Origin of the sequence: Microbacterium aurantiacum (assembly GCF_031625015.1) — a bacterium.
In the GTDB taxonomy this organism is placed as follows: Bacteria; Actinomycetota; Actinomycetes; order Actinomycetales; family Microbacteriaceae; genus Microbacterium; species Microbacterium aurantiacum.
The window spans coordinates 241,275-261,484 of record NZ_JAHWXH010000003.1 but is presented as its reverse complement, the minus strand read 5'-3'; the positions used below and the strand labels follow the sequence as shown (position 1 = coordinate 261,484).

The 20,210-nt window shown below is 68.0% G+C and carries 21 protein-coding genes and 1 rRNA gene; 8 read left to right on the top strand and 14 right to left on the bottom strand.

Annotated elements, in window-relative coordinates; all coding sequences use genetic code 11:
- Positions 1 to 149: 149 nt before the first annotated feature.
- The 3 genes from KZC50_RS14050 to KZC50_RS14040 all read right to left on the bottom strand — a co-directional run bounded on the left by KZC50_RS14050 (position 150) and on the right by KZC50_RS14040 (position 3,450).
- Positions 150 to 1,671 (bottom strand): 16S ribosomal RNA (locus tag KZC50_RS14050).
- Between the two features lie 419 nt (positions 1,672 to 2,090).
- Positions 2,091 to 2,840: an alpha/beta hydrolase family protein gene (locus KZC50_RS14045; RefSeq protein ID WP_310892079.1), complete on the bottom strand. Its 750-nt coding sequence runs from the start codon at positions 2,838 to 2,840 to the stop codon at positions 2,091 to 2,093.
- Positions 2,841 to 2,862: 22 nt separating this feature from the next.
- Positions 2,863 to 3,450: a YflT domain-containing protein gene (locus tag KZC50_RS14040; protein ID WP_301133415.1), complete on the bottom strand. Its 588-nt coding sequence runs from the start codon at positions 3,448 to 3,450 to the stop codon at positions 2,863 to 2,865.
- Positions 3,451 to 3,490: 40 nt separating this feature from the next.
- Between KZC50_RS14040 and KZC50_RS14035 the strand changes: the two genes are divergently transcribed.
- From KZC50_RS14035 to KZC50_RS14025, 3 genes are read left to right on the top strand one after another with little or no spacing between them, the layout of a single operon-like run.
- Complete coding sequence (locus KZC50_RS14035; protein WP_053547195.1) at positions 3,491 to 4,783, top strand: magnesium transporter MgtE N-terminal domain-containing protein; 1,293 nt, start codon at positions 3,491 to 3,493, stop codon at positions 4,781 to 4,783.
- A complete protein-coding gene (locus tag KZC50_RS14030) occupies positions 4,783 to 5,310 on the top strand; it encodes a DUF1003 domain-containing protein (RefSeq protein ID WP_310892078.1) in 528 nt (175 codons plus the stop codon). The genes KZC50_RS14035 and KZC50_RS14030 overlap by 1 nt, the downstream gene beginning before the upstream one ends.
- Positions 5,307 to 6,464, top strand: coding sequence for an Mrp/NBP35 family ATP-binding protein (locus KZC50_RS14025; RefSeq protein WP_301133420.1), 1,158 nt, complete (start codon positions 5,307 to 5,309; stop codon positions 6,462 to 6,464). The genes KZC50_RS14030 and KZC50_RS14025 overlap by 4 nt, the downstream gene beginning before the upstream one ends.
- A gap of 32 nt (positions 6,465 to 6,496) precedes the next feature.
- On the opposite strand, the gene KZC50_RS14020 is transcribed toward KZC50_RS14025, so the two are convergent.
- A complete protein-coding gene (locus KZC50_RS14020) occupies positions 6,497 to 6,898 on the bottom strand; it encodes a twin-arginine translocase TatA/TatE family subunit (RefSeq protein WP_053547192.1) in 402 nt (133 codons plus the stop codon).
- 72 nt (positions 6,899 to 6,970) lie between these two features.
- On the opposite strand from KZC50_RS14020, the gene KZC50_RS14015 reads away from it, so the two are divergent.
- Positions 6,971 to 7,606: an O-methyltransferase gene (locus KZC50_RS14015; protein WP_310892077.1), complete on the top strand. Its 636-nt coding sequence runs from the start codon at positions 6,971 to 6,973 to the stop codon at positions 7,604 to 7,606.
- 56 nt (positions 7,607 to 7,662) lie between these two features.
- On the opposite strand, the gene KZC50_RS14010 is transcribed toward KZC50_RS14015, so the two are convergent.
- The 3 genes from KZC50_RS14010 to dapE form a co-directional block, all read right to left on the bottom strand.
- Entirely contained in the window at positions 7,663 to 7,836 is a 174-nt protein-coding gene (locus KZC50_RS14010) for a DUF3117 domain-containing protein (RefSeq protein WP_064485917.1), read from the bottom strand.
- Positions 7,837 to 7,933: 97 nt separating this feature from the next.
- Positions 7,934 to 9,163, bottom strand: a complete 1,230-nt coding sequence (locus KZC50_RS14005) for a hypothetical protein (RefSeq protein ID WP_310892076.1) — start codon at positions 9,161 to 9,163, stop codon at positions 7,934 to 7,936.
- The gene (dapE, locus tag KZC50_RS14000; RefSeq protein ID WP_310892075.1) at positions 9,145 to 10,221 is read right to left on the bottom strand and encodes a succinyl-diaminopimelate desuccinylase; all 1,077 of its coding nucleotides are present in this window, start codon (positions 10,219 to 10,221) and stop codon (positions 9,145 to 9,147) included. Before dapE ends, KZC50_RS14005 begins: the two co-directional genes overlap by 19 nt.
- 66 nt (positions 10,222 to 10,287) lie before the next feature.
- On the opposite strand from dapE, the gene dapD reads away from it, so the two are divergent.
- A complete protein-coding gene (dapD, locus tag KZC50_RS13995) occupies positions 10,288 to 11,244 on the top strand; it encodes a 2,3,4,5-tetrahydropyridine-2,6-dicarboxylate N-succinyltransferase (RefSeq protein ID WP_310892074.1) in 957 nt (318 codons plus the stop codon).
- 25 nt (positions 11,245 to 11,269) lie between these two features.
- Positions 11,270 to 12,064 carry a polyphosphate kinase 2 gene (gene ppk2, locus KZC50_RS13990; RefSeq protein ID WP_310892073.1) on the top strand — a complete coding sequence of 265 codons (795 nt, stop codon included), beginning with the start codon at positions 11,270 to 11,272 and terminating at the stop codon, positions 12,062 to 12,064.
- Positions 12,065 to 12,082: 18 nt separating this feature from the next.
- Here ppk2 and KZC50_RS13985 read toward each other — a convergent pair whose 3' ends face one another.
- The 6 genes from KZC50_RS13985 to KZC50_RS13960 all read right to left on the bottom strand — a co-directional run bounded on the left by KZC50_RS13985 (position 12,083) and on the right by KZC50_RS13960 (position 16,437).
- Positions 12,083 to 13,381, bottom strand: a complete 1,299-nt coding sequence (locus KZC50_RS13985) for a citrate synthase (protein WP_082334622.1) — start codon at positions 13,379 to 13,381, stop codon at positions 12,083 to 12,085.
- Positions 13,382 to 13,491: 110 nt separating this feature from the next.
- The gene (dapC, locus tag KZC50_RS13980) at positions 13,492 to 14,613 is read right to left on the bottom strand and encodes a succinyldiaminopimelate transaminase (protein ID WP_310892072.1); all 1,122 of its coding nucleotides are present in this window, start codon (positions 14,611 to 14,613) and stop codon (positions 13,492 to 13,494) included.
- A gap of 19 nt (positions 14,614 to 14,632) precedes the next feature.
- On the bottom strand, positions 14,633 to 14,953 hold the full coding sequence (fdxA, locus tag KZC50_RS13975; protein WP_053547188.1) for a ferredoxin: 321 nt from the start codon (positions 14,951 to 14,953) through the stop codon (positions 14,633 to 14,635).
- 9 nt (positions 14,954 to 14,962) lie between these two features.
- Positions 14,963 to 15,343: a histidinol dehydrogenase gene (locus KZC50_RS13970; protein WP_310892071.1), complete on the bottom strand. Its 381-nt coding sequence runs from the start codon at positions 15,341 to 15,343 to the stop codon at positions 14,963 to 14,965.
- An 18-nt stretch (positions 15,344 to 15,361) separates the two neighbouring features.
- Positions 15,362 to 15,676, bottom strand: coding sequence for an AzlD domain-containing protein (locus KZC50_RS13965; protein ID WP_310892070.1), 315 nt, complete (start codon positions 15,674 to 15,676; stop codon positions 15,362 to 15,364).
- Complete coding sequence (locus tag KZC50_RS13960) at positions 15,673 to 16,437, bottom strand: AzlC family ABC transporter permease (RefSeq protein ID WP_375294610.1); 765 nt, start codon at positions 16,435 to 16,437, stop codon at positions 15,673 to 15,675. Before KZC50_RS13960 ends, KZC50_RS13965 begins: the two co-directional genes overlap by 4 nt.
- A 72-nt stretch (positions 16,438 to 16,509) precedes the next feature.
- Here KZC50_RS13960 and KZC50_RS13955 point away from each other — a divergent pair, with 72 nt between their 5' ends.
- Complete coding sequence (locus KZC50_RS13955) at positions 16,510 to 17,049, top strand: helix-turn-helix domain-containing protein (RefSeq protein ID WP_310892087.1); 540 nt, start codon at positions 16,510 to 16,512, stop codon at positions 17,047 to 17,049.
- Between the two features lie 21 nt (positions 17,050 to 17,070).
- The gene (locus KZC50_RS13950; protein WP_310892069.1) at positions 17,071 to 18,195 is read left to right on the top strand and encodes a serine hydrolase domain-containing protein; all 1,125 of its coding nucleotides are present in this window, start codon (positions 17,071 to 17,073) and stop codon (positions 18,193 to 18,195) included.
- A gap of 4 nt (positions 18,196 to 18,199) precedes the next feature.
- On the opposite strand, the gene typA is transcribed toward KZC50_RS13950, so the two are convergent.
- Entirely contained in the window at positions 18,200 to 20,113 is a 1,914-nt protein-coding gene (gene typA / locus KZC50_RS13945; protein ID WP_310892068.1) for a translational GTPase TypA, read from the bottom strand.
- Positions 20,114 to 20,210 lie beyond the last annotated feature (97 nt).

Sequence of the window (20,210 nt, the reverse complement as noted above, 5' to 3'; positions counted from 1 at the left end):
CCCCCCCAACGTTCCAAACCCGAAGGCCGTACTAACCAGAGAATCAATCCTCGACACCAAGTCAAATGTTCCACCCATGAGCTAACCAGCAGAACACATTCGGTCCTGATCTGGCGCCTGGAAGACCGAAGTCTCCAGATGCTCCTTAGAAAGGAGGTGATCCAGCCGCACCTTCCGGTACGGCTACCTTGTTACGACTTAGTCCTAATTACCGATCCCACCTTCGACGGCTCCCTCCACAAGGGTTGGGCCACCGGCTTCAGGTGTTACCGACTTTCATGACTTGACGGGCGGTGTGTACAAGACCCGGGAACGTATTCACCGCAGCGTTGCTGATCTGCGATTACTAGCGACTCCGACTTCATGAGGTCGAGTTGCAGACCTCAATCCGAACTGGGACCGGCTTTTTGGGATTCGCTCCACCTCGCGGTATTGCAGCCCTTTGTACCGGCCATTGTAGCATGCGTGAAGCCCAAGACATAAGGGGCATGATGATTTGACGTCATCCCCACCTTCCTCCGAGTTGACCCCGGCAGTATCCCATGAGTTCCCACCATTACGTGCTGGCAACATAGAACGAGGGTTGCGCTCGTTGCGGGACTTAACCCAACATCTCACGACACGAGCTGACGACAACCATGCACCACCTGTTCACGAGTGTCCAAAGAGTTCTACATTTCTGCAGCGTTCTCGTGTATGTCAAGCCTTGGTAAGGTTCTTCGCGTTGCATCGAATTAATCCGCATGCTCCGCCGCTTGTGCGGGTCCCCGTCAATTCCTTTGAGTTTTAGCCTTGCGGCCGTACTCCCCAGGCGGGGAACTTAATGCGTTAGCTGCGTCACGGAATCCGTGGAATGGACCCCACAACTAGTTCCCAACGTTTACGGGGTGGACTACCAGGGTATCTAAGCCTGTTTGCTCCCCACCCTTTCGCTCCTCAGCGTCAGTTACGGCCCAGAGATCTGCCTTCGCCATCGGTGTTCCTCCTGATATCTGCGCATTCCACCGCTACACCAGGAATTCCAATCTCCCCTACCGCACTCTAGTCTGCCCGTACCCACTGCAGGCTGGGGGTTGAGCCCCCAGATTTCACAGCAGACGCGACAAACCGCCTACGAGCTCTTTACGCCCAATAATTCCGGATAACGCTTGCGCCCTACGTATTACCGCGGCTGCTGGCACGTAGTTAGCCGGCGCTTTTTCTGCAGGTACCGTCACTTTCGCTTCTTCCCTGCTAAAAGAGGTTTACAACCCGAAGGCCGTCATCCCTCACGCGGCGTTGCTGCATCAGGCTTCCGCCCATTGTGCAATATTCCCCACTGCTGCCTCCCGTAGGAGTCTGGGCCGTGTCTCAGTCCCAGTGTGGCCGGTCACCCTCTCAGGCCGGCTACCCGTCGACGCCTTGGTGAGCCATTACCTCACCAACAAGCTGATAGGCCGCGAGCCCATCCCAAACCGAAAAATCTTTCCAACCACGAAGATGCCTCCGCAGCTCATATCCAGTATTAGACGCCGTTTCCAGCGCTTATCCCAGAGTTCAGGGCAGGTTGCTCACGTGTTACTCACCCGTTCGCCACTGATCCACCAAGCAAGCTTGGCTTCACCGTTCGACTTGCATGTGTTAAGCACGCCGCCAGCGTTCATCCTGAGCCAGGATCAAACTCTCCGTAAAAGAAAAAAACCAACCCAACCGGAATAAGGCCGAGTCAGCGAGTTCAATCTGACCAAACAGGAAGTCAAAACTGACTATCCAGATGCCAACCCCTCCAAAAAGAGATTGGACTTTGATCCAAAGGAATTCTCACCAGTCCGAAGACCGACGAGGATAATTTGGCATTTGACAAGTGCACGCTGTTGAGTTCTCAAGGATCGGATGCTCCTCCCGCTCGGCTTCTCAGCTCTGCTCGAAGGGCAACTTCTCGATCTTACCCGGCGCGATCCCTGTGTCAAATCGGCCGAAGCGGAGTGACGACAGACGCCGGACTCTTCCTTCCATGACAGAAGTCATGTTCTGGAGGAGGTGTTCGATGCTTGAGGGGGGCGCTCGGTGATCCCGGCGCTCGCTTCCCTTTGGGGCGAACAAGAGATAACTTACGCGGGATCCGGGGGTCGGGCAAATCTGGCCTCTCCCCCGGGCGTGTCGCGCTGTGACGAGACGACGTCGTCCAGGAAATCGCGGGCTTCAGCGAGGACGGACGCCGCGACGTCCATCACCGTTCTGCGGTCTCTCGACCGCTCGAACGAGTGCCCCGCGCCGTCCATCCACGCGATCGACGCGGCAGGACACGTCCCGACGATCACATCCCAGCGCTCGGCCGGAAGGATGAACGGGTCGCGCCTCCCCGACACGAACAACTGGGGCACGGTGATGCGCGGAAGGTGCGCGGCGCGCTCCTTCTCCGGACGTCCGGGAGGGTGGAGGGGGTAGCCGAGGTAGACCAGCGCGTCGGGGTCGATCGTGTCCTCCGCCGCCGCCATCGACGCCATGCGTCCTCCGTAGGACTTGCCCATGGCGACGATCGGGGCGGTGCCACTCTCCAGTCGCGCGTCTTCGAACACCGCCGCCCACGCGAGGATCGAGTGCGAAGCGGGTCCCGGCATCCGTCGTCCCAGGACGCGGTAGGGGAAGTCGAACCGCACCGTGGTCATCCCGAAGTCCGCGATCGCCGCGGCCATCGCGGCCATGAACGGGTGTGCGGCACCGGCCCCTGCACCGGGCGCGAGGATCACCGTCGCCCGGGGCGCCGGCGGCTCGACCCGCAGGACCGGAAGGGAGAGTGCTCCGGAGGGCAGCTCGACCACGCACGTCCGCGTGGATTCGACCACCCTCTCGCCGCTCATTCGCGCCGCCGCACGCCGCGCATCAGGCGCGGTCGTCGTCCGCCGCGGCCTCGGTGGATGCCGGCGGCGACGGCGTTACCCGTTCGCCGTAGCGCGGCGGCTCGGAATCCGCGGTGGGACGCGGGCCGGCCGGCGCGGCAGCCCCGACTCCGAGCGCGTCGCGTGCGCGTGCGAGATCGGATGCCGGGACGGTCACGTCGTAGTGGTCGGCGACGACCTGGATCACGGACGCGTAGTCGCGCCTCTTCCGCACGAGCGAGTAGGTCGTCAAGCTCAGCAGCATCCCCAGGGCTACTCCCACGAAAAGGACACCCACGAAGACGGGAATCGGAAGCGTCGGAGACCCGATCACGAGTACCGCAGCGAAGAGCAGACCCAGGAGGAGACCGTTGACCGCTCCCGACCGGGCGGCGGTGGCGTAGCCGAGCCGCCCGGTCACGCGCTCGACCGAGCGCAGACCGGATCCGACGATGGCGATGTGACGCGCGGGGATGTCGGCCCCGATCAGCGTCGACACGGCTTTCTGCGCCGCTTCGTAGGTGCTGTAGCCGGCCACGGTCTGACCGACGTCGCCGGCGGACATCGCCGCCCTGCCGCCGAACATGCTCATCGCTCCATCCTCCCACGGGCCCGGGGCTACGCTGGGACGTGTGAGCACGCAAAGGGTCTTCGTCGCGCGTCTCGCGGGCTGCGCGGTGTTCGATCCGGCCGGGGACCGTCTCGGGAAGGTCCGCGACGTCGTGGTCATCTACCGCAAGGACGATCCCCCGCGCGTGGTGGGGCTCGTGGTGGAGATCCCGGGTCGTCGCCACGTGTTCGTCTCGATCGGCCGCGTGACCTCGATCGCCACAGGTCAGGTCATCACGACCGGCCTCATCAACGTCCGGCGCTTCCAGCAGCGCGGCGGAGAAGTCCGCGTGATGGCGGAGATGCTCGGCCGCACGGTGTACCTCCGAGATGGATCGAGTCGCGCCGTCATCGAAGACGTCGCCATCGAGCGCAGTCGCCTGGGCGAGTGGGACGTCGGCCAGCTCTTCCTGCGCCGACCGCGTACGAGCGCCTCCCCCTTCGCCAAGGGCCCCACCACCTTCGCGTCCTGGGCCGAGGTTCGGGAAGAGCAGACCCCGGGGCAGTCGCAGTCCGCGGAACAGCTCGTCGCCACGTTCTCCGACCTCAAGGCGGCGGATCTCGCGAACACGCTGCTCGACCTTCCCGAAGAGCGGCTGCTCGAAGTGGCCGAAGAGCTGCCCGATGATCGACTCGCCGACGCGCTCGAGGAGATGCCGGAGGACGAGCAGGTGCACATCCTCGAAGCTCTCGGCGACGAACGCGCCGCCGACATCCTCGATCAAATGGAGCCGGATGACGCCGCCGACCTTCTCGGACAGCTCCCCGAGGCGCGCTCCGAGGAGCTTCTCGACCTGATGGAGCCCGAGGAGGCGGAGGACGTGCGCGCCCTGCTGAAGTACGGCCCCGACACGGCCGGGGGTCTGATGACGAGCGAGCCGATCGTCCTCTCGGCCGACGCGACGGTCGCGGAAGCCCTCGCACTCATCCGCCGGCATGAGCTGCATCCCGCGCTGGCCGCCGCGGTTTTCGTCACCCTGCCGCCCTATGAGACGCCGACCGGACGCTTCCTGGGCACGGTCCACTTCCAACGGATGCTGCGGTATCCCCCGCACGAGCGTCTCGGCGCGATCATCGACGACACGCTGGAGCCGATCTCGGCCACCGCCAGTGCCGCCGAGGTCGCGCGCATGCTCGCCAGCTACAACCTCGTCTCCGTTCCGGTGATCGACCAGGCCCGACGCCTGGTCGGAGCGGTGAGCATCGATGACGTGCTTGATCACCTGCTTCCCGATGACTGGCGCTCCAGTGACATCCCCGAGCCCGCGCGCGCCCCGTCGACGGCCGCCGTGCCGATCATTCCGAGGCGGCGATGATGGCCCGTTCCACGAAGCGACCGTCTCTGGACGCCCCCCGCGGCCGTGGAGGGATGCTCGCGCGCGCGCCGCAGCCTTCCCGGGATCGATTCGGCCGGTTCACCGAGTGGATCGCGCGGAACATGGGGACGCCCGTCTTCCTCCTCGCCCTCACGCTCTTCTGCGTGGGCTGGATCCTGTGGAACACCACGATGCCGGAGTCGTGGCGTTTCGACGACGCGGCGCTCGGCTTCACCGCCCTCACCCTCGTCCTCTCCCTGCAGGCCTCGTACGCCGCCCCCTTGATCCTGCTGGCGCAGAACCGCCAGGACGACCGTGACCGGGTGCAGATCGAGCAGGATCGCCAGCGGGCCGAGCGCAACCTCGCCGACACGGAGTACCTGGCTCGGGAGATCGTCGCGCTGCGGATGGCACTGACCGACATCTCCGCGGACGTCGTGACCCGCGACGTCCTGCGCGCGGAGCTTCGAGCGATCCTCGACCGTCTCGACGGCACCGGCCCTGACTCCGAGGACGAGCGACGATGACCTCGAGCACCGTCGCCGCCGTCACCGCCGCCGTCGGCGCCGTGATGGACCCCGAACTGCGGCGCCCGCTCGCCGAGCTCGACATGTTGCGCACCATCAGCGTCGACGGCGGCATCGCCCGCGTCGAAATCGCCCTCACCATCGTCGGATGCCCGGCATCAGATCGCATCAGAGCGGATGTCGAGCACGCCGCCTCGTCTGTGGCCGGAGTGTCGGACACCGAGGTCTCGCTTACCGTGATGACACCCGACGAGCGGCACGCCCTCACCGACCGGCTTCGCGGTGGACGCGCCGCCCGCACGATGCCCTTCGACGCCGATTCCCTGACGAGAGTCGTCGCCGTGACCAGCGGCAAGGGCGGCGTCGGGAAGTCCACGCTCACGGCGAACCTCGCGGTCGCCCTCGCGCAGCGCGGGTTGTCCGTGGGCCTCATCGACGCCGACGTGCACGGCTTCTCCATCCCCGCCCTGCTGGGACTCGTGGACGAACACGGCCGTGCGCCCTCCCCCACCCGGATCGACGACGTGATGCTGCCGCCGGTGGCGCACGGCGTGAAGGTGATCTCGATCGGCATGTTCCTGCGCCGCGAGGGTGACGACGGCGTCCTGCCCGCCGTGGCCTGGCGTGGTCCGATGCTGCACCGCACCGTGTCGCAGTTCCTGACAGACGTCCACTTCGGCGACCTCGACGTGCTTTTGCTCGACATGCCACCGGGGACGGGCGACGTGGCCATCTCCGTCGGTCAGCTGCTCCCCCACGCCGAGGTGCTCGTCGTGACGACGCCGCAGACGAGTGCCTCCGATGTGGCGGTCCGCAGCGGACTGGTCGCCCGGCAGACCGGCCAACGGGTGATCGGTGTCGTGGAGAACATGGCGGCGATGACACTTCCGGACGGCTCGGTCATGGAGGTCTTCGGCTCCGGCGGCGGCGCCGCTGTGGCTGCGGCGCTGTCGGTCGATCAGACCGCGGACGTTCCCCTTCTGGCGTCGGTGCCGCTCAGTCCCGCGCTCCGCGCGACGTCGGACGCCGGTTCCCCCGTCGTGCTCGCCGTCCCGGATGAGCCGGCTGCCCGTGCGATCGCGGCGCTCGCGGACGAGCTCGCCGGCACTCGGCGCAGTCTGGCCGGGCGCTCCCTTCCGCTGCGGACGCGCTGACGCGGGACCGCCCGGGTGCCGCCAGGATCCGCTCAGGTGGCCTCATCGTCGAAGGGCGCCGTCTCACCCGCCAGCAGCCTCGACGGCGCGGCGCGCTCCTCGCGATGCGCCTCGCCCGCAGCCCCCATGGCGGCGACCGCTCCGGCCGCCGCGGCGGCCTTCACCGTCGGGACCGGGGTGTCATCCAGGAGAGCCTCGCGGATGATGCGTCGAGGGTCGTATTGACGAGGGTCGAGCGTTCGCCAATCGACGTCCTGGAATTCCTCGCCCATCTCGTCCCGCACGCGCGTCTTGGCCGTGTTCATCCAGTCCTTCACCCGTCGGGTGAGTCGCCCGAGACCCTCCGCGTAGCGAGGGAGCCGTTCGGGTCCGATGACGAAGGCCGCGATCACACCGATCAGCAGAAGCTTCTCGATCGTCAGCCCGAAGAACATGCCTTCACATTACCGTCGCGCCTGCAGGCTGACGCCCGGGAGCGCACCTAGGGTTGAACCGGAGGAACACCCATGGCAGGTCATGACGCGAACCAGAGGTTCGCCGACGAATCGACGCTCGAACCCGAGCACATCGCGCGTGCTCGCGCGCACGCCCTCGAACTCGGGGCGGCGCCGATCAGCGCTCCGGTAGGGGCCCAGTGCGCCGTGATCGCGGCGGCGTCGCAGGCTCTGAACATCGTCGAGATCGGAACGGGCGCCGGAGTGTCCGGACTGTGGCTCCTGCACGGTTCCCCGCGAGCGACGCTGACCACCATCGACAAGGAGCCGGAGCACCTTGGCGCCGCGCGTCAGGCCTTCTCCGAAGCCCGCGTACCGGCCGCCCGTGCACGGTTCATCACGGGTCGCGCGGCGGAGGTGCTTCCCCGCATGAACGAGGCGTCCTACGACATCGTCCTCGTCGACGCGGACCCCGACGGTGTCATCGAATACGTCGAGCACGGGCTCCGTCTTGTCCGCGCGGGCGGCACGGTCCTGGTGCCGCGCGTCCTCGGACATGGTGCGGTCGCGGATCCGGTGCGTCGCGATCCCGTCACCAGCGCGTATCGCTCACTGATCCAGGAGACGCAGAGCTCGCCCGCCGTCATCGGGGCGCTCTCCATCGTCGGCGAGGGTCTCCTCCAGCTCACCACGGTTCCCTCAGCCTGACCAGAGGGAAAGACGAACGGCCGGTCGTGGGACCGGCCGTTCGTCTTTCCTGCTGATCAGGCTGCGCTGACGACGCCCCCCAAGACGTCATGAAGCTCCTTGGCCTCAGCGTCGTTCACGGAGACGACGAGTCGCCCACCCCCCTCGAGCGGCACGCGCACGATGATGAGGCGACCCTCCTTCACGGCCTCCATCGGCCCGTCTCCGGTTCTCGGCTTCATGGCTGCCATTGCGGCTCCTTTTCATCGATGTTCTGCGAGGCCAAGTTTATCCCTGAGCGGCGCCTGTGCCCGAACCCCGTCCACAGAACGTGACATCCCGTGCCAGTCACGGGACCTGCCAGGTCATGTTCCCGAGCCCGTACATGTTGTAGATCCACCACCACTGCCCGACGAGACAGGCGGCCAGGACGCTCCAGCGCCAGATGCGCGATCGTGGAACGGCGAATGCTCCCCACAGGGGCGAGAGCGGAACAAGAAGACGGAAGATGCTCGACTGCGGGAAGAACACGAGAAGCAGGTACACGATGTAGCCGACCGACCACAGTCCGATCTCGACCCCGAGTGCGCGCACCGGCTTCGCCCACAACAGCAACGCCGCGACGGCGGCCACGAGCGCGACGAGAAGGACGTATCCCACAAGGGGATCGACCTGCCACATCCGGCCGAACCAGAACTCCACCGCCTCGAGGAAGCCGTGGAGGGGGACGAAGTCGGCCTCCCCCGGCATCCAGATCCTGCGCCAGGCGAGCTCCGTGGCGAGATACGCGTCGGACCGGCCCGTCACGACGCCGGCGATGATCTGCCAGGCGAACCCGACGGCGGCTGCCAGCAGACCCGTGGCGATGATGTGGATGATCTCGCGCACCGGCAGCGGGTCCCTCTTGCGCTGCACCCACCGCCAGATCCCGTAAAGGGCGAGCATCAGTGAGAAGGCGAGGATACCGGGACGTGTGAAGCCCATGAGAGGGATGAGGACGTACAGCCACCCCCATCGCCGACGGATGAGCGCCCAGAGCGCGAGGAACAGCCACAGGAGGTTCAGCGTCTCGGCGTACCCCACCTGGAACAGTGCGGCCAGCGGTCCGCAGGCGAAGAAGACCACGGCCCAGGTGGAGGCGATGACGCTCAGCCGGGTGCGCAGCAGGCGGTAGAGGACGTAGCACGCGGCGTAGCCGGCGACCAGCGAGACGAGCAAGGCCCCCGCGGCCCAGTGCCCGAACGGCAGGCTCACCGTCTGCGCCAGGAAGGGGTAGACGGGCAGGAACGCCCACGCGTTCTCCGCCACGAGTCCGTCATCCGTCAGCGGCAACGTTGTCGGGTACCCGACGACAGCGATGATCCAGTACCACCGCGCGTCCCACCCCACGACGAGGTCGCCGAGCGCAGGAGCGTCGCCGAAGCGCGATGACGGGGTGGACAGGGACCCCGCGAGGATGAGGAAGGCTGTCGTGACCGCTCGCGCCGCGAGATAGAGGATGCCGATCCACAGGGCCGGCTGCACCGCGACGCGCGCGGCGAGAGCCCCCGGACGCACCGTCAGCCGGCGCTCAGCCACGCGCGCAGGCCGCGTTCGACCGCTTCGATCTGCGCGATCGGCACCCGCTCCTCGTCGTGGTGCGCCAGGTGCGGGTCCCCGGGGCCGTAGTTGACCGCCGGCACGCCGAGAGCGCTGAACCGCGCGACGTCCGTCCAGCCGTACTTCGGGCGCGGCTCGGCGCCGACGGCTCGGACGAAGTCCTGAGCCAGCTCGGCGTCGAGTCCCGGGCGCGCGCCTTCGGCGAGATCGACGATCTCGACGTCGAACCCGGAGAAGACGTCCCGCACCACGCGTTCCGCCTCCGCGGCGTCGCGACTCGGGGCGAAGCGGTAGTTGACCTCGACACGACACTCATCCGGGATCACGTTGCCGGCGATTCCGCCGGAGATCCGAACGGCGTTGAGTCCCTCGCGATACACCAGCCCGTCGACGGTGACCTCCCGGGCACGGTGCTCGGCGAGTCGGGTGAGGATGGGCGCGGCCGCATGGATCGCGTTCTCCCCGATCCAGGACCGGGCGCTGTGCGCACGCACACCGGTCGTGGTCACGAGCGCCCGCAGGTTGCCGTTGCACCCGCCCTCCACCTCGCCGTTGGAGGGCTCGCCCAGGATCGCGAAGTCCGCGGCGAAAAGATCGGGACGCGTGCGCGAGAGCCGCGTCAAACCGTTGAGTTCGGCATCCACTTCTTCGTGGTCGTACCACATCCAGGTGATGTCGACCGTCGGATCGGTCAGTTCGGCCGCGAGCACCAGCTGGACGGCCACGCCGGCCTTCATGTCGACCGTCCCCCGCCCCCAGAGGACCTGGTTCCCGTCCACGACGCGATCCTGTGTCGGCACGTTGCCGTTGATCGGAACGGTGTCGATGTGTCCGGCGATCGCGACGCGACGATCCCGTCCGAGGTGGGTGCGGGCGACGATGGTGTCGCCGTCGCGATACACCTCCAGGTGATCGAGCGCCGACACGGCCTCATGGATCAGATCGGCGAGCGTGGTCTCCTCACCGGACACGCTGGGGATGTCGCAGATGACGCGCGTGAGGTCGACGGAGGATTGCGTGAGATCGAGCGCGGGCATTGTCGAAGTCTACCGAGGGGGCGACGGGGATCTCCGAGGACCGTTCCCGACCGCTACCGTGGAGGCATGAGCGATGCGCGGTACATCTGGGGTTGCGGTCTAGTCACGACGTCCGAGGACGGCACCGTCCTCGACACGTGGTACCCGCAGCCCGCGGAGGGCCGCATGCCCCGCGGCGGTCAGCCCGCACTGATCTCGGGCGACCTCGAGCGGCACGCCGTACCGGACCCGCGACGCGCGGTGGAGCTGGACGTCCGTGTCGTCGAGATCGATCTGGACGCGCCCCCGGCCTCGACGCCGGATGCCTACCTGCGCCTGCACGCACTCTCCCACCGCCTGGTGGCACCGAACGCACTGAACCTCGACGGGATCTTCGCCCACCTGCCGATCGTCGCGTGGACCACCGCGGGCCCGATGCACCCCGATGATGCCACGCGCCTGCGCCCCTTCCTCCTTCGCGAGGGCATCCAGGTGCAGAGCCTGGACAAATTCCCCCGCCTGCTCGACTACGTCACCCCGGTCGGTGTCCGCATCGCCGACGCGTCGCGGGTGCGACTGGGGGCCTATCTCTCCCCCGGAACCACGGTGATGCACGAGGGCTTCGTGAACTTCAACGCCGGAACGCTCGGGGCGAGCATGGTCGAGGGCCGCATCTCCCAGGGTGTGGTCGTGGGCGACGGCAGCGACATCGGTGGCGGCGCCTCCATCATGGGCACCCTCTCCGGCGGCGGCGCGCACGTCGTCTCCGTCGGTGCGCGCACGCTCCTCGGCGCCAACGCGGGCATCGGCATCTCCCTCGGCGACGACTGCGTCGTCGAGGCCGGACTCTATGTGACCGCAGGCTCCAAGATCGTCCTCGCGGACGAGGCCCCCGACGAGGACGGTCGCCGTCCGAGCGTGAAGGGTGCTGCGCTCTCCGGCCGGAACGGGATCCTCTTCCGTCGCAACTCCCTCACGGGTGCGGTCGAGGCCGTCCGGCGCGCCGGCGCCGGGGTGACGCTGAACGACGCCCTCCACGCCTGAGCGGCGTCCGATCGAAGGAGATCCCATGTCGGCGCGACTGTCGAAGAAGACGTACGAAGCCGAACTCGCGCGACTGCAGGCGCGCCTCGTCGACATGCAGGCCTGGGTGCAGCACACCGGCGCCCGGATCGTGGTCATCTTCGAGGGCCGCGACGCCGCGGGCAAGGGCTCGACGATCAAGCGCGTGGCCGAGTACCTCAATCCGCGCGTGACGCGGGTCGTGGCCCTCCCGACGCCGAGTGAGCGCGACCGGACGCGGTGGTACTTCCAGCGGTACGTACCGCACCTGCCCGCCGCGGGTGAGATCGTGCTGATGGACCGCTCTTGGTACAACCGCGCCGGCGTCGAGCACGTCATGGGCTACTGCACGCAAGCCGAGTACCACCGGTTCCTGCACCAGGCGCCCATCTTCGAGCGGATGCTGGTGGAAGACGGCATCGTGCTGCTGAAGTACTGGTTCAGCGTGTCGGATGTCGAGCAGGAGGCCCGCTTCCGTTCACGCTCGGAGGATCCGATGCGCCGATGGAAGCTCAGTCCCAACGACGTCCTGTCCATCACCAAGTGGGAGGACTACTCGCGCGCAAAGGACACGATGTTCATCCATACGGACATCCCCGAAGCCCCCTGGTTCGAGGTCGACAACGAGGACAAGAGGCGAGGCCGGATCAACATGATCCACCACCTGCTGTCACGGATCCCCTACCGGGAGGTCGAGCGGCCGGCGATCGAGATCCCGTCGCGACCGGCTTCCGGCGGGTATGAGCGGCCGCCGCGCGACGATGCCGGACAGGTGCCCGACTACGCCGCGGCCCTCGGCTGAAACCGCCGGAACGCGGGATCAGCCCAGGCCGGGGTAGTTCCGGGCCGGCGAGCCGGTGTACAGCTGCTGAGGGCGACCGATCTTGGTCTGCGGATCGGTAACGGCCTCGCGCCACTGCGCCAGCCATCCGGGCAACCGGCCGATCGCGAACAGCACCGTGAACATGCGCGTGGGGAATCCCATGGCCTTGTAGATCACACCCGTGTAGAAGTCCACGTTCGGATACAGCCGGCGCTCGCGGAAGTAGTCGTCGCTGAGGGCGATCTCTTCGAGCTGCTTCGCGAGATCCAGGAGCGGGTCGTTCACACCCAGGGCCTCGAGGACCTCGTCCGCGGACTCCTTGACGAGCTTGGCCCTCGGGTCGTAGTTCTTGTACACCCGGTGCCCGAAGCCCATGAGCTTCACGCCGTCTTCCTTGTTCTTGACCCGCTCGACGAACCGCTCGACGCTTTCGCCGGAGTCGCGGATGCGGCCGAGCATCTCCAGGACGGCTTCGTTCGCGCCGCCGTGGAGAGGTCCGTAGAGGGCATTGATCCCGGCCGAGATCGACGAGAACTGATTGGCGCCGGTGGAGCCGACCAGCCGGACCGTCGAGGTCGAGGCGTTCTGCTCGTGGTCCTCATGGAGGATGAGCAGCCGCTCGAGGGCCCGCGACATCACGGGGTTGATCTCGTAGATCTCGCTCAGCACGCCGAAGTTCAGCTTGAGGAAGTTGTCGACGAACCCGAGGGAGTTGTCCGGGTAGAGGAAGGCCTGACCGATGCTCTTCTTGTGCGCGTAGGCCGCGATCACCGGGAGCTTCGCCAGCATCCGGATGGTGTTCAGCTCGACGTGCTCGGGGTTGTGGGGGTCGGACTCGCCCTCGTAGTACGTCGAGAGCGCCGCCGTCGCCGCCGACAGCACCGACATCGGGTGCGCGTTGTGCGGGAGCGCGGAGAAGAAGCGCTTCAGGTCTTCGTGGAGAAGCGTGTGGCGACGGATCCGACCGTCGAACTCTGCCAGCTGGTCCGCGGTCGGCAGCTCGCCGTAGATCAGCAGCCACGCGACTTCGAGGTACGTGCTGTTCTTCGCCAGCTGCTCGATCGGATACCCGCGATAGCGGAGGATGCCCTCGTCGCCGTCGATGTAGGTGATCGCCGACTTCGTCGCCGCCGTGTTGACGAAGCCGTAGTCGAGCGTCGTGTGGCCGGTCTGGCGGGTGAACGTGGAGATGTCCACGCTGGGGATGCCGTCGGTACCGTGCAGGACGGGGAATTCCGCCGTGCGGTCGCCAATCGTGAGAGTGGCCTTGTCCTGTGTGGTGCCCGCTTCGCTCACGGCGCCTCCTCGCGATTGGTGATCGTGCCGGGGGTTCGCATACAGCCTAGTAGCCGCGCGCGCCTACTCCGGACATCGCCAATGCGAAGCCGGATCCGATGGAGGAACCCTCACAGATGAGCGGGCGCCGCGTTGCGGAGTCGTTCCGCCGCCGCCGCGATGCGCTCGTCGGAGGCCGTCAAGGACACGCGGACGTGCTCGGGGAAGTGCGGGCCGTAGAAGTGGCCCGGTCCGGCGAGGATGCCGAGCTCGGCCAGGCGCGCCAACGAGTCCCATGCGTCGCGTCCCTCGGTCACCCAGAGGTACAGACCCGCCTCGCTCCGATCCACACGGAACCCGGCGCCCTGCAGAGCCGGGAGGAGCAGCGCGCGGCGCCGTCCGTACAGATCCTTCTGGATCCGCACGTGTTCGTCGTCGCCGAGCGCCGCGGTCATCGCCGCCTGCACGGGCGCGGGCACAATGAGGCCGAGGTGCTTCCGCGCCGCGGTCAGACGAGACACGACCGCCCGGTCGCCCGCGAGGAATGCCGCCCGGTACCCCGCGAGATTGGACTGCTTGCTGAGGGAGTACACCGACAGCAGACCCGAGAACGATCCATCGCGGACACGGTCGTCCAGCACCGACGGGATCGGCGCGCGATCCCAGGGCGCCTCCCACCCGAGCTCGGCGTAGCACTCGTCTGCGACGAGGAGCGCGCCCAGTTCGCGCGCCCGCGCGACCGCGGCGCGGAGCTCGGGGACGCCCCAGACCCGGCCGTCGGGATTGCCGGGAGAGTTGATCCAGATGATCGCCGCGCCCTCGGGCCAGGCGGCCGGGTCATCGGCGGCCACCGCCGTCGCCCCGCACACCGTCGCCCCGACCTCGTAGGTCGGGTACGCCGCGCGCGGATGGACGACGATCTCACCCGGCCCGACGCCGAGGAGCAGGGGAAGAAGTGCCACCAACTCCTTCGATCCGATCGTCGGCAACACGTCCCCAGCCGCGAGCCCGGACACCCCGCGGCGCCGCCGATACCACTCGGCGACGGCCTCCCGCAGGGCGGGCGTGCCGATCGTCTGCGGGTAGGCGTGTGCGTCCGTCGCACGCTTCAGCGCCGAGGCGACCACGTCCGGGGTCGGATCCACCGGCGATCCGATGGAGAGGTCGACGATGCCGCCGGGGTGCTCTTTCGCGCGCCGGGCGTACGGCGCGACGGCGTCCCACGGATAGTCCGCGAGCTCGGTGACTCCCATCAGCGGCTCCGTCGTCGGATCAGTGGTCCTGCGGCGGCAATGCCGAGATCACGGGGTGGTCCTTGGCGATGACGCCCACCTTCGCCGCGCCCCCGGGAGACCCGATGTCGTCGAAGAACTCGACGTTCGCCTTGTAGTAGTCCTGCCACTCGCCCGGCAGATCGTCCTCGTAGTAGATCGCCTCGACGGGGCACACCGGCTCGCAGGCGCCGCAGTCCACGCATTCGTCGGGGTGGATATAGAGCGAGCGCTCTCCCTCGTAGATGCAGTCGACGGGGCACTCGTCGATGCACGCGCGGTCTTTGACATCCACACAGGGCAGGGCGATCACGTACGTCACGGGTCGAGTCTAGTCCGGGAGGGCTCGGCCCGGATCCGCTCCGAAGCGCGCCGGCCACCCGGTGACCACCGCCACCACGAGCGGAAGTGCGAGAGTCCAGACGGTACCGAGGATGCTCTGCGGAACGATCACCGATCCGCCGGGACCTGCACCGGAGAAGACCAGTGCCGCCGTCATCATCCCGAGCCCCGCGGCCAGGGCGGCCCAGCGGTCGCCGGTCAGCAACCGGATCGATGCGAGCAGGGCCGCGCACCCCAGAAGCGCGAGGACGAGTCCGAGCGGGACGGGCCCGAGCACGAACGCGTGCGCGATGGTCCCCGCCGAGCCGTAGACCATCCCGACGGCGGCGGCGATGAGCCAGCTGCCGAGGCGCGACCACGAGAATTCCACCGGGCAAGTGTACGGGCCTCAGACCATCAGGCCCGCCAGCCGCAGGAGCGCCGCCGTCGCCGCCGCCGCCACGACCACCACGAGGAACGGCGCGCGAATCAAGAGCAGAACAGCGGCCACCAGCAGCGCGGGGATACGCGCATCGACGACGATCGCCTGGCCCGCGCCGACGGCTTGGACGCCGACGAGGGCGGCGAGGAGGGCGACGGTGAGCAGATCCGCCGTCCGCGAGGCGCGCGGCCCCTCCATCCACGACGTCGGAACGAGGTAGCCCAGGAGCTTAAGGGCGACACAGCCGAGCGCGGCGATGAGGATCGCGTTCCACAGGGTCACGGAAGCCCCTCCCGTTCGGGGACGTCCTCGGGTTCGGTGTCGGGAGCCCCACCCTCGCCGAAGAGATTCGTGAGTCCGACGACGACGGCGACCGACGCCGCGACGAGCACAGGGATGCCGGGCATCAGGGCGGGGGTCAGGACGGTGGCGACGATGGCCGCCGCACACCCCACCGCGATCGCCTGCCGTCGCCGCAGGCGCGGCCACAGCAGCGCGAGGAACGCGGCCGCCGCCGCGGCGTCCAGTCCGTAGGCGCGGGGATCGCCGAGGACATCGCCCAGGAGTGCGCCGGCCAGGGTCGACACGTTCCATCCGATCCAGATCCCCACGCCCGTCACCCAGAACGCCACGCGACGAGCCCGCGGGTCGTCCTGCGCGAGGGCCACCGCGGTCGATTCGTCGATGGTGAACTGCGCGGCGGCGGCTCGGCGCAACGCACCCCCGCCCACCACCGGCGCCATCCTCACGCCGTACGCGACGTTTCTGACCCCGAGGAGGACGGACGACGCGATCGCCGCAGGTGCCGCGGCGATTCCGCCCGCGCCCACGACACCCACGAACGCGAACTGGGAGCCCCCGGTGAACATCACCAGGCTCAGGATGCAGGTCTGCCAGACGTCCAGACCCGCAGCGACCGCCAGCGCACCGAACGAGACCCCGTACGCGCTGGTCGCCAGGGTGACGCCGAGCGCCTCACGCCACGCGCGACGGACGGCATGGTCATCGGGCGGCTCGTCAGGAGATCGTGACAGTGAACGCACGTTCACTATTCTGAACGGCTCGATCACCGCGGTCAAGGCGGGGACGTTTGCCAGAATGAACGAGTGAGCACCATGGGAGCACGCATCGCCGACGCCGTGCGTCGGGAACGGGCACGTACGGGCCTGTCGGCCGCCGAGGTCGCGCGGCGTGCGGGTGTGTCCAAGGCGACGCTCTCACAACTGGAGTCGGGCTCGTCCAACCCGGGCGTCGAGACATTGTGGGCGGTGGCCACCGCCCTCGGCGTCTCCTTCGCCACGCTCGTCGACGCGCCCGCCACCGGTCCGACCCTCATCCGCGCACGACAGGAGGACGGCATCCGCGCCGCCGAAGCGCCGTACGAGGCCCTGCTGCTCTCCGCGGCGGGGCCCGGCGTCCGACGGGACCTCTACATCATCCGCGCCGAGCCCGGCAGCCCGCGCCTGTCCGATCCCCATCCGTCCGGCACCACCGAACATCTCGTGCTCCTCACCGGGCGGGCACGCGTCGGCCCCACCGATGCGCCGTACGATCTCGAACCCGGTGACTATCTCCGCTACCCCGGAGATGCTCCCCACGTGTTCGAAGCACTGGAATCTGCGACATCAGCCGTCCTCATCTCGGAGATGCGCTGAGCGGCGGAGAGGAACGACCCCGTGAGACAGCGACGACGACCGCGTCGGTCCGCGATCCTGATCGCCGCCGGGCTGTGCCTGACCCTCCCCGCGTGCACGGCCGAACCGGCGGCACCGGTCTCCACCGAGAGCGCGCCCGATCCTCTCGCCGCGGTCTTCGGCGCCGCCGTCGAGGAGGCGGACGTCCCCGGCGGTGCGATCGCCGTGCGGAGGGACGGCGAAACGCGGGTCGTCCCCGTGGGTGTCGCCGACGAGGCCGGCGCAGCCGTGACCGAGGACACCCTGTTCGCGTACCGCAGCGTGACGAAGTCGCTGGTGACCACGGTGGTCCTCCAGCTCGCCGACGAGGGGGTGATCGACCTCGATTCCCCCGTTCCCACAGCCGGAACAGGAGTCGACGGCGACGCGAGCGTGTCCGACCTCGCGACGATGACCTCAGGCATCCCGAACTACTCCGCGCAGCCGGGTCTGGGTGGACTCCTGACCGCGCAGTGGGATCGGAGCTGGACCGACACCACCCTGTACGCGCTGATCGACGGGGTCCCGGCCTCTTTCGCGCCGGGGTCGAGCTACCAGTACTCCAACACCAACACCGTGCTCCTCGGTCAGCTCATCTCCGACCGTTCGGGCCGAGGGTGGGACGAAGCCGTCGCCGAGCGCCTGACCGACCCCTACGAGATGGACTCCGTGGTGTATCCGGGAGACCGGCTTCCGCCGCCGGGAACCGCGACGGGCTTCCAGATCGACGAGGACGGTACGGCCGAAGCCCTTCCGCCCGTTCGCGCCAGTGCGTTCTCCGCCGCCGGGGGTATGTTCGGAACGGCCGCCGACCTCGCGACCTGGGCGGAGATTCTCGGCACCGGTGCGGCGGTGTCCGCCGACGCCCACCGACTGCGCACCGAGGCGCTGGCCCCGACCGACGCGGATCCGGCGAGCCCGGAGTACGACGCCTACGGGTTCGGCATCGGTCGGCTCGACCGCTGGATCGGGCACACCGGCAGCGGGCTCGGGTTCCAGTCCCTCGCGATGTACCACGGCGACACCGGGACGGCGGTCGCGATCGTCGTCAACGCCACCGGGCCGGATTCCGATCTGCCTGCGCGCATCCTGCAGGATCTCGAGGAGGAGATCCTGCAGGAGCGCTGACGACTCAGACCGCGGCGTCCTGGCGCTTCAACCGCGAGGCCGCGCGCCCGCGCTCGGTGGCGTCGAGGACCACCTTGCGGATGCGCACCTTCTCGGGGGTGACTTCGACGCATTCGTCGTCCCGGGCGAACTCCAGGCTCTCCTCGAGGGTCAGGATGCGCGGGGGCGTCATCGACTCGAAGGAGTCCGAGGTCGACGAGCGCATGTTCGTCAGCTTCTTCTCCTTGGTGATGTTGACGTCCATGTCGTCGGCGCGCGAGTTCTCTCCGATGACCATGCCCTCGTAGACCTCTTCGGTCGGCTGGACGAAGAAACTCATGCGCTCCTGCAGCGCGATCATCGCGAACGGAGTGACCACACCCGTGCGGTCGGCGACGATCGATCCGTTCTGACGCGTCGTGATGGAGCCGGCCCAGTCGTCGTAGCCGTGCGAGATCGCGTTGGCGATGCCGGTGCCGCGCGTGATTGTGAGGAACTCGCTGCGGAAGCCGATGAGGCCGCGCGACGGCACGATGAACTCCATACGCACCCAGCCGGTGCCGTGGTTGGTCATGTTGTCCATGCGACCCTTGCGGGCGGCCATCAGCTGCGTGATCGCGCCGAGGTACTCTTCGGGGGCATCCACCGTCAGGTGCTCGAACGGCTCCTTGAGCTTGCCGTCCTCGCCGCGCCGGGTGACGACCTGCGGCTTGCCGACGGTCAGCTCGAATCCCTCGCGCCGCATGTTCTCCACCAGGATCGCCAGAGCCAGCTCACCGCGGCCCTGGACCTCCCACGCGTCGGGACGCCCGATGTCGACCACCTTGAGCGAGACGTTGCCGATCAGCTCGCGGTCGAGGCGGTCCTTCACCATGCGCGCGGTCAGCTTGTGCCCCTTGACCTTGCCCATGAGGGGCGAGGTGTTGGTGCCGATCGTCATGGAGATGGCGGGGTCGTCGACCGTGATCGCCGGGAGCGGGCGCACGTCCTCCGGGTCGGCGATGGTCTCGCCGATGGTGATGTCGGGGAATCCGGCGATGGCGACGATGTCGCCGGGACCGGCGTCGTCCGCCGGGTAGCGCTCCAGCGCCCGGGTCTTCAGCAGCTCGGTGATGCGGGCGTTGCTCGTGGTGCCGTCCGCGCGCACCCAGGCCACGGTCTGGCCCTTCTTGAGAGTCCCGTTGAAGACGCGCAGGAGCGCGAGCCGTCCGAGGAACGGGCTGGAGTCGAGGTTGGTCACCCACGCCTGCAGCGGCGCCTCGTCGTCGTAGGCCGGAGCGGGAACGTGCTCGAGGATCGCGCCGAAGAGGGGCTCGAGGTCGTCGTTGTCCGGCAGGGCGCCGTTCTCCGGCCGCGTGAGGGATGCCGCGCCGGCACGGCCGGAGGCGTACACGACCGGCACGTCGAGGAGGGCGTCGACATCGAGGTCGGGGACGTCGTCGACGAGATCGGACGCGAGACCCAGGAGGAGATCGTGCGCCTCCTCCTCGACTTCGGCGATCCGGGCATCCGGACGGTCGGTCTTGTTCACCAGCAGGATCACGGGGAGCTTGGCCTCGAGCGCCTTGCGGAGGACGAAGCGGGTCTGCGGGAGCGGACCTTCGCTCGCGTCGACGAGCAGCACGACACCGTCGACCATCGACAGGCCGCGCTCGACTTCGCCGCCGAAGTCGGCGTGGCCCGGGGTGTCGATGACGTTGATCGTCACGGGCACGTCGGTGTGGGTGCCGTTGTACGTGATCGCGGTGTTCTTCGCGAGGATCGTGATCCCCTTCTCACGCTCGAGGTCGTTCGAGTCCATCGCGCGCTCTTCGACGTGCGCGTGCTCGCCGAAGGACCCCGTCTGACGCAGCATCGCGTCCACGAGGGTCGTCTTCCCGTGATCGACGTGCGCGACGATCGCGACGTTTCGGAGATCGGGACGGAGGGCGCGCGCCATGAGGGAATCCTTGATGAGTGAGGGGTGCACCCGGAACCGGGTGCGCCCCATTCTACGCGCAGCCTGCGCCTGGCATGTTTCCGCCCGCCGGCGACGC

What these genes read in the sequence shown, in the direction of transcription:
- KZC50_RS13955 (WP_310892087.1), top strand. Translation starts at nt 16,510, where the DNA reads ATGGGAGCACGCATCGCCGACGCCGTGCGTCGGGAACGGGCACGTACG.
- KZC50_RS14030 (WP_310892078.1), top strand. Translation starts at nt 4,783, where the DNA reads ATGGCCCGTTCCACGAAGCGACCGTCTCTGGACGCCCCCCGCGGCCGT.
- dapE (WP_310892075.1), bottom strand. Translation starts at nt 10,221, where the DNA reads ATGCCCGCGCTCGATCTCACGCAATCCTCCGTCGACCTCACGCGCGTC.
- typA (WP_310892068.1), bottom strand. Translation starts at nt 20,113, where the DNA reads ATGGCGCGCGCCCTCCGTCCCGATCTCCGAAACGTCGCGATCGTCGCG.
- KZC50_RS14015 (WP_310892077.1), top strand. Translation starts at nt 6,971, where the DNA reads ATGGCAGGTCATGACGCGAACCAGAGGTTCGCCGACGAATCGACGCTC.
- dapD (WP_310892074.1), top strand. Translation starts at nt 10,288, where the DNA reads ATGAGCGATGCGCGGTACATCTGGGGTTGCGGTCTAGTCACGACGTCC.
- KZC50_RS14020 (WP_053547192.1), bottom strand. Translation starts at nt 6,898, where the DNA reads ATGTTCTTCGGGCTGACGATCGAGAAGCTTCTGCTGATCGGTGTGATC.
- ppk2 (WP_310892073.1), top strand. Translation starts at nt 11,270, where the DNA reads ATGTCGGCGCGACTGTCGAAGAAGACGTACGAAGCCGAACTCGCGCGA.
- KZC50_RS14045 (WP_310892079.1), bottom strand. Translation starts at nt 2,840, where the DNA reads ATGAGCGGCGAGAGGGTGGTCGAATCCACGCGGACGTGCGTGGTCGAG.
- dapC (WP_310892072.1), bottom strand. Translation starts at nt 14,613, where the DNA reads ATGGGAGTCACCGAGCTCGCGGACTATCCGTGGGACGCCGTCGCGCCG.
- KZC50_RS14010 (WP_064485917.1), bottom strand. Translation starts at nt 7,836, where the DNA reads ATGGCAGCCATGAAGCCGAGAACCGGAGACGGGCCGATGGAGGCCGTG.
- KZC50_RS14025 (WP_301133420.1), top strand. Translation starts at nt 5,307, where the DNA reads ATGACCTCGAGCACCGTCGCCGCCGTCACCGCCGCCGTCGGCGCCGTG.
- KZC50_RS14040 (WP_301133415.1), bottom strand. Translation starts at nt 3,450, where the DNA reads ATGAGCATGTTCGGCGGCAGGGCGGCGATGTCCGCCGGCGACGTCGGT.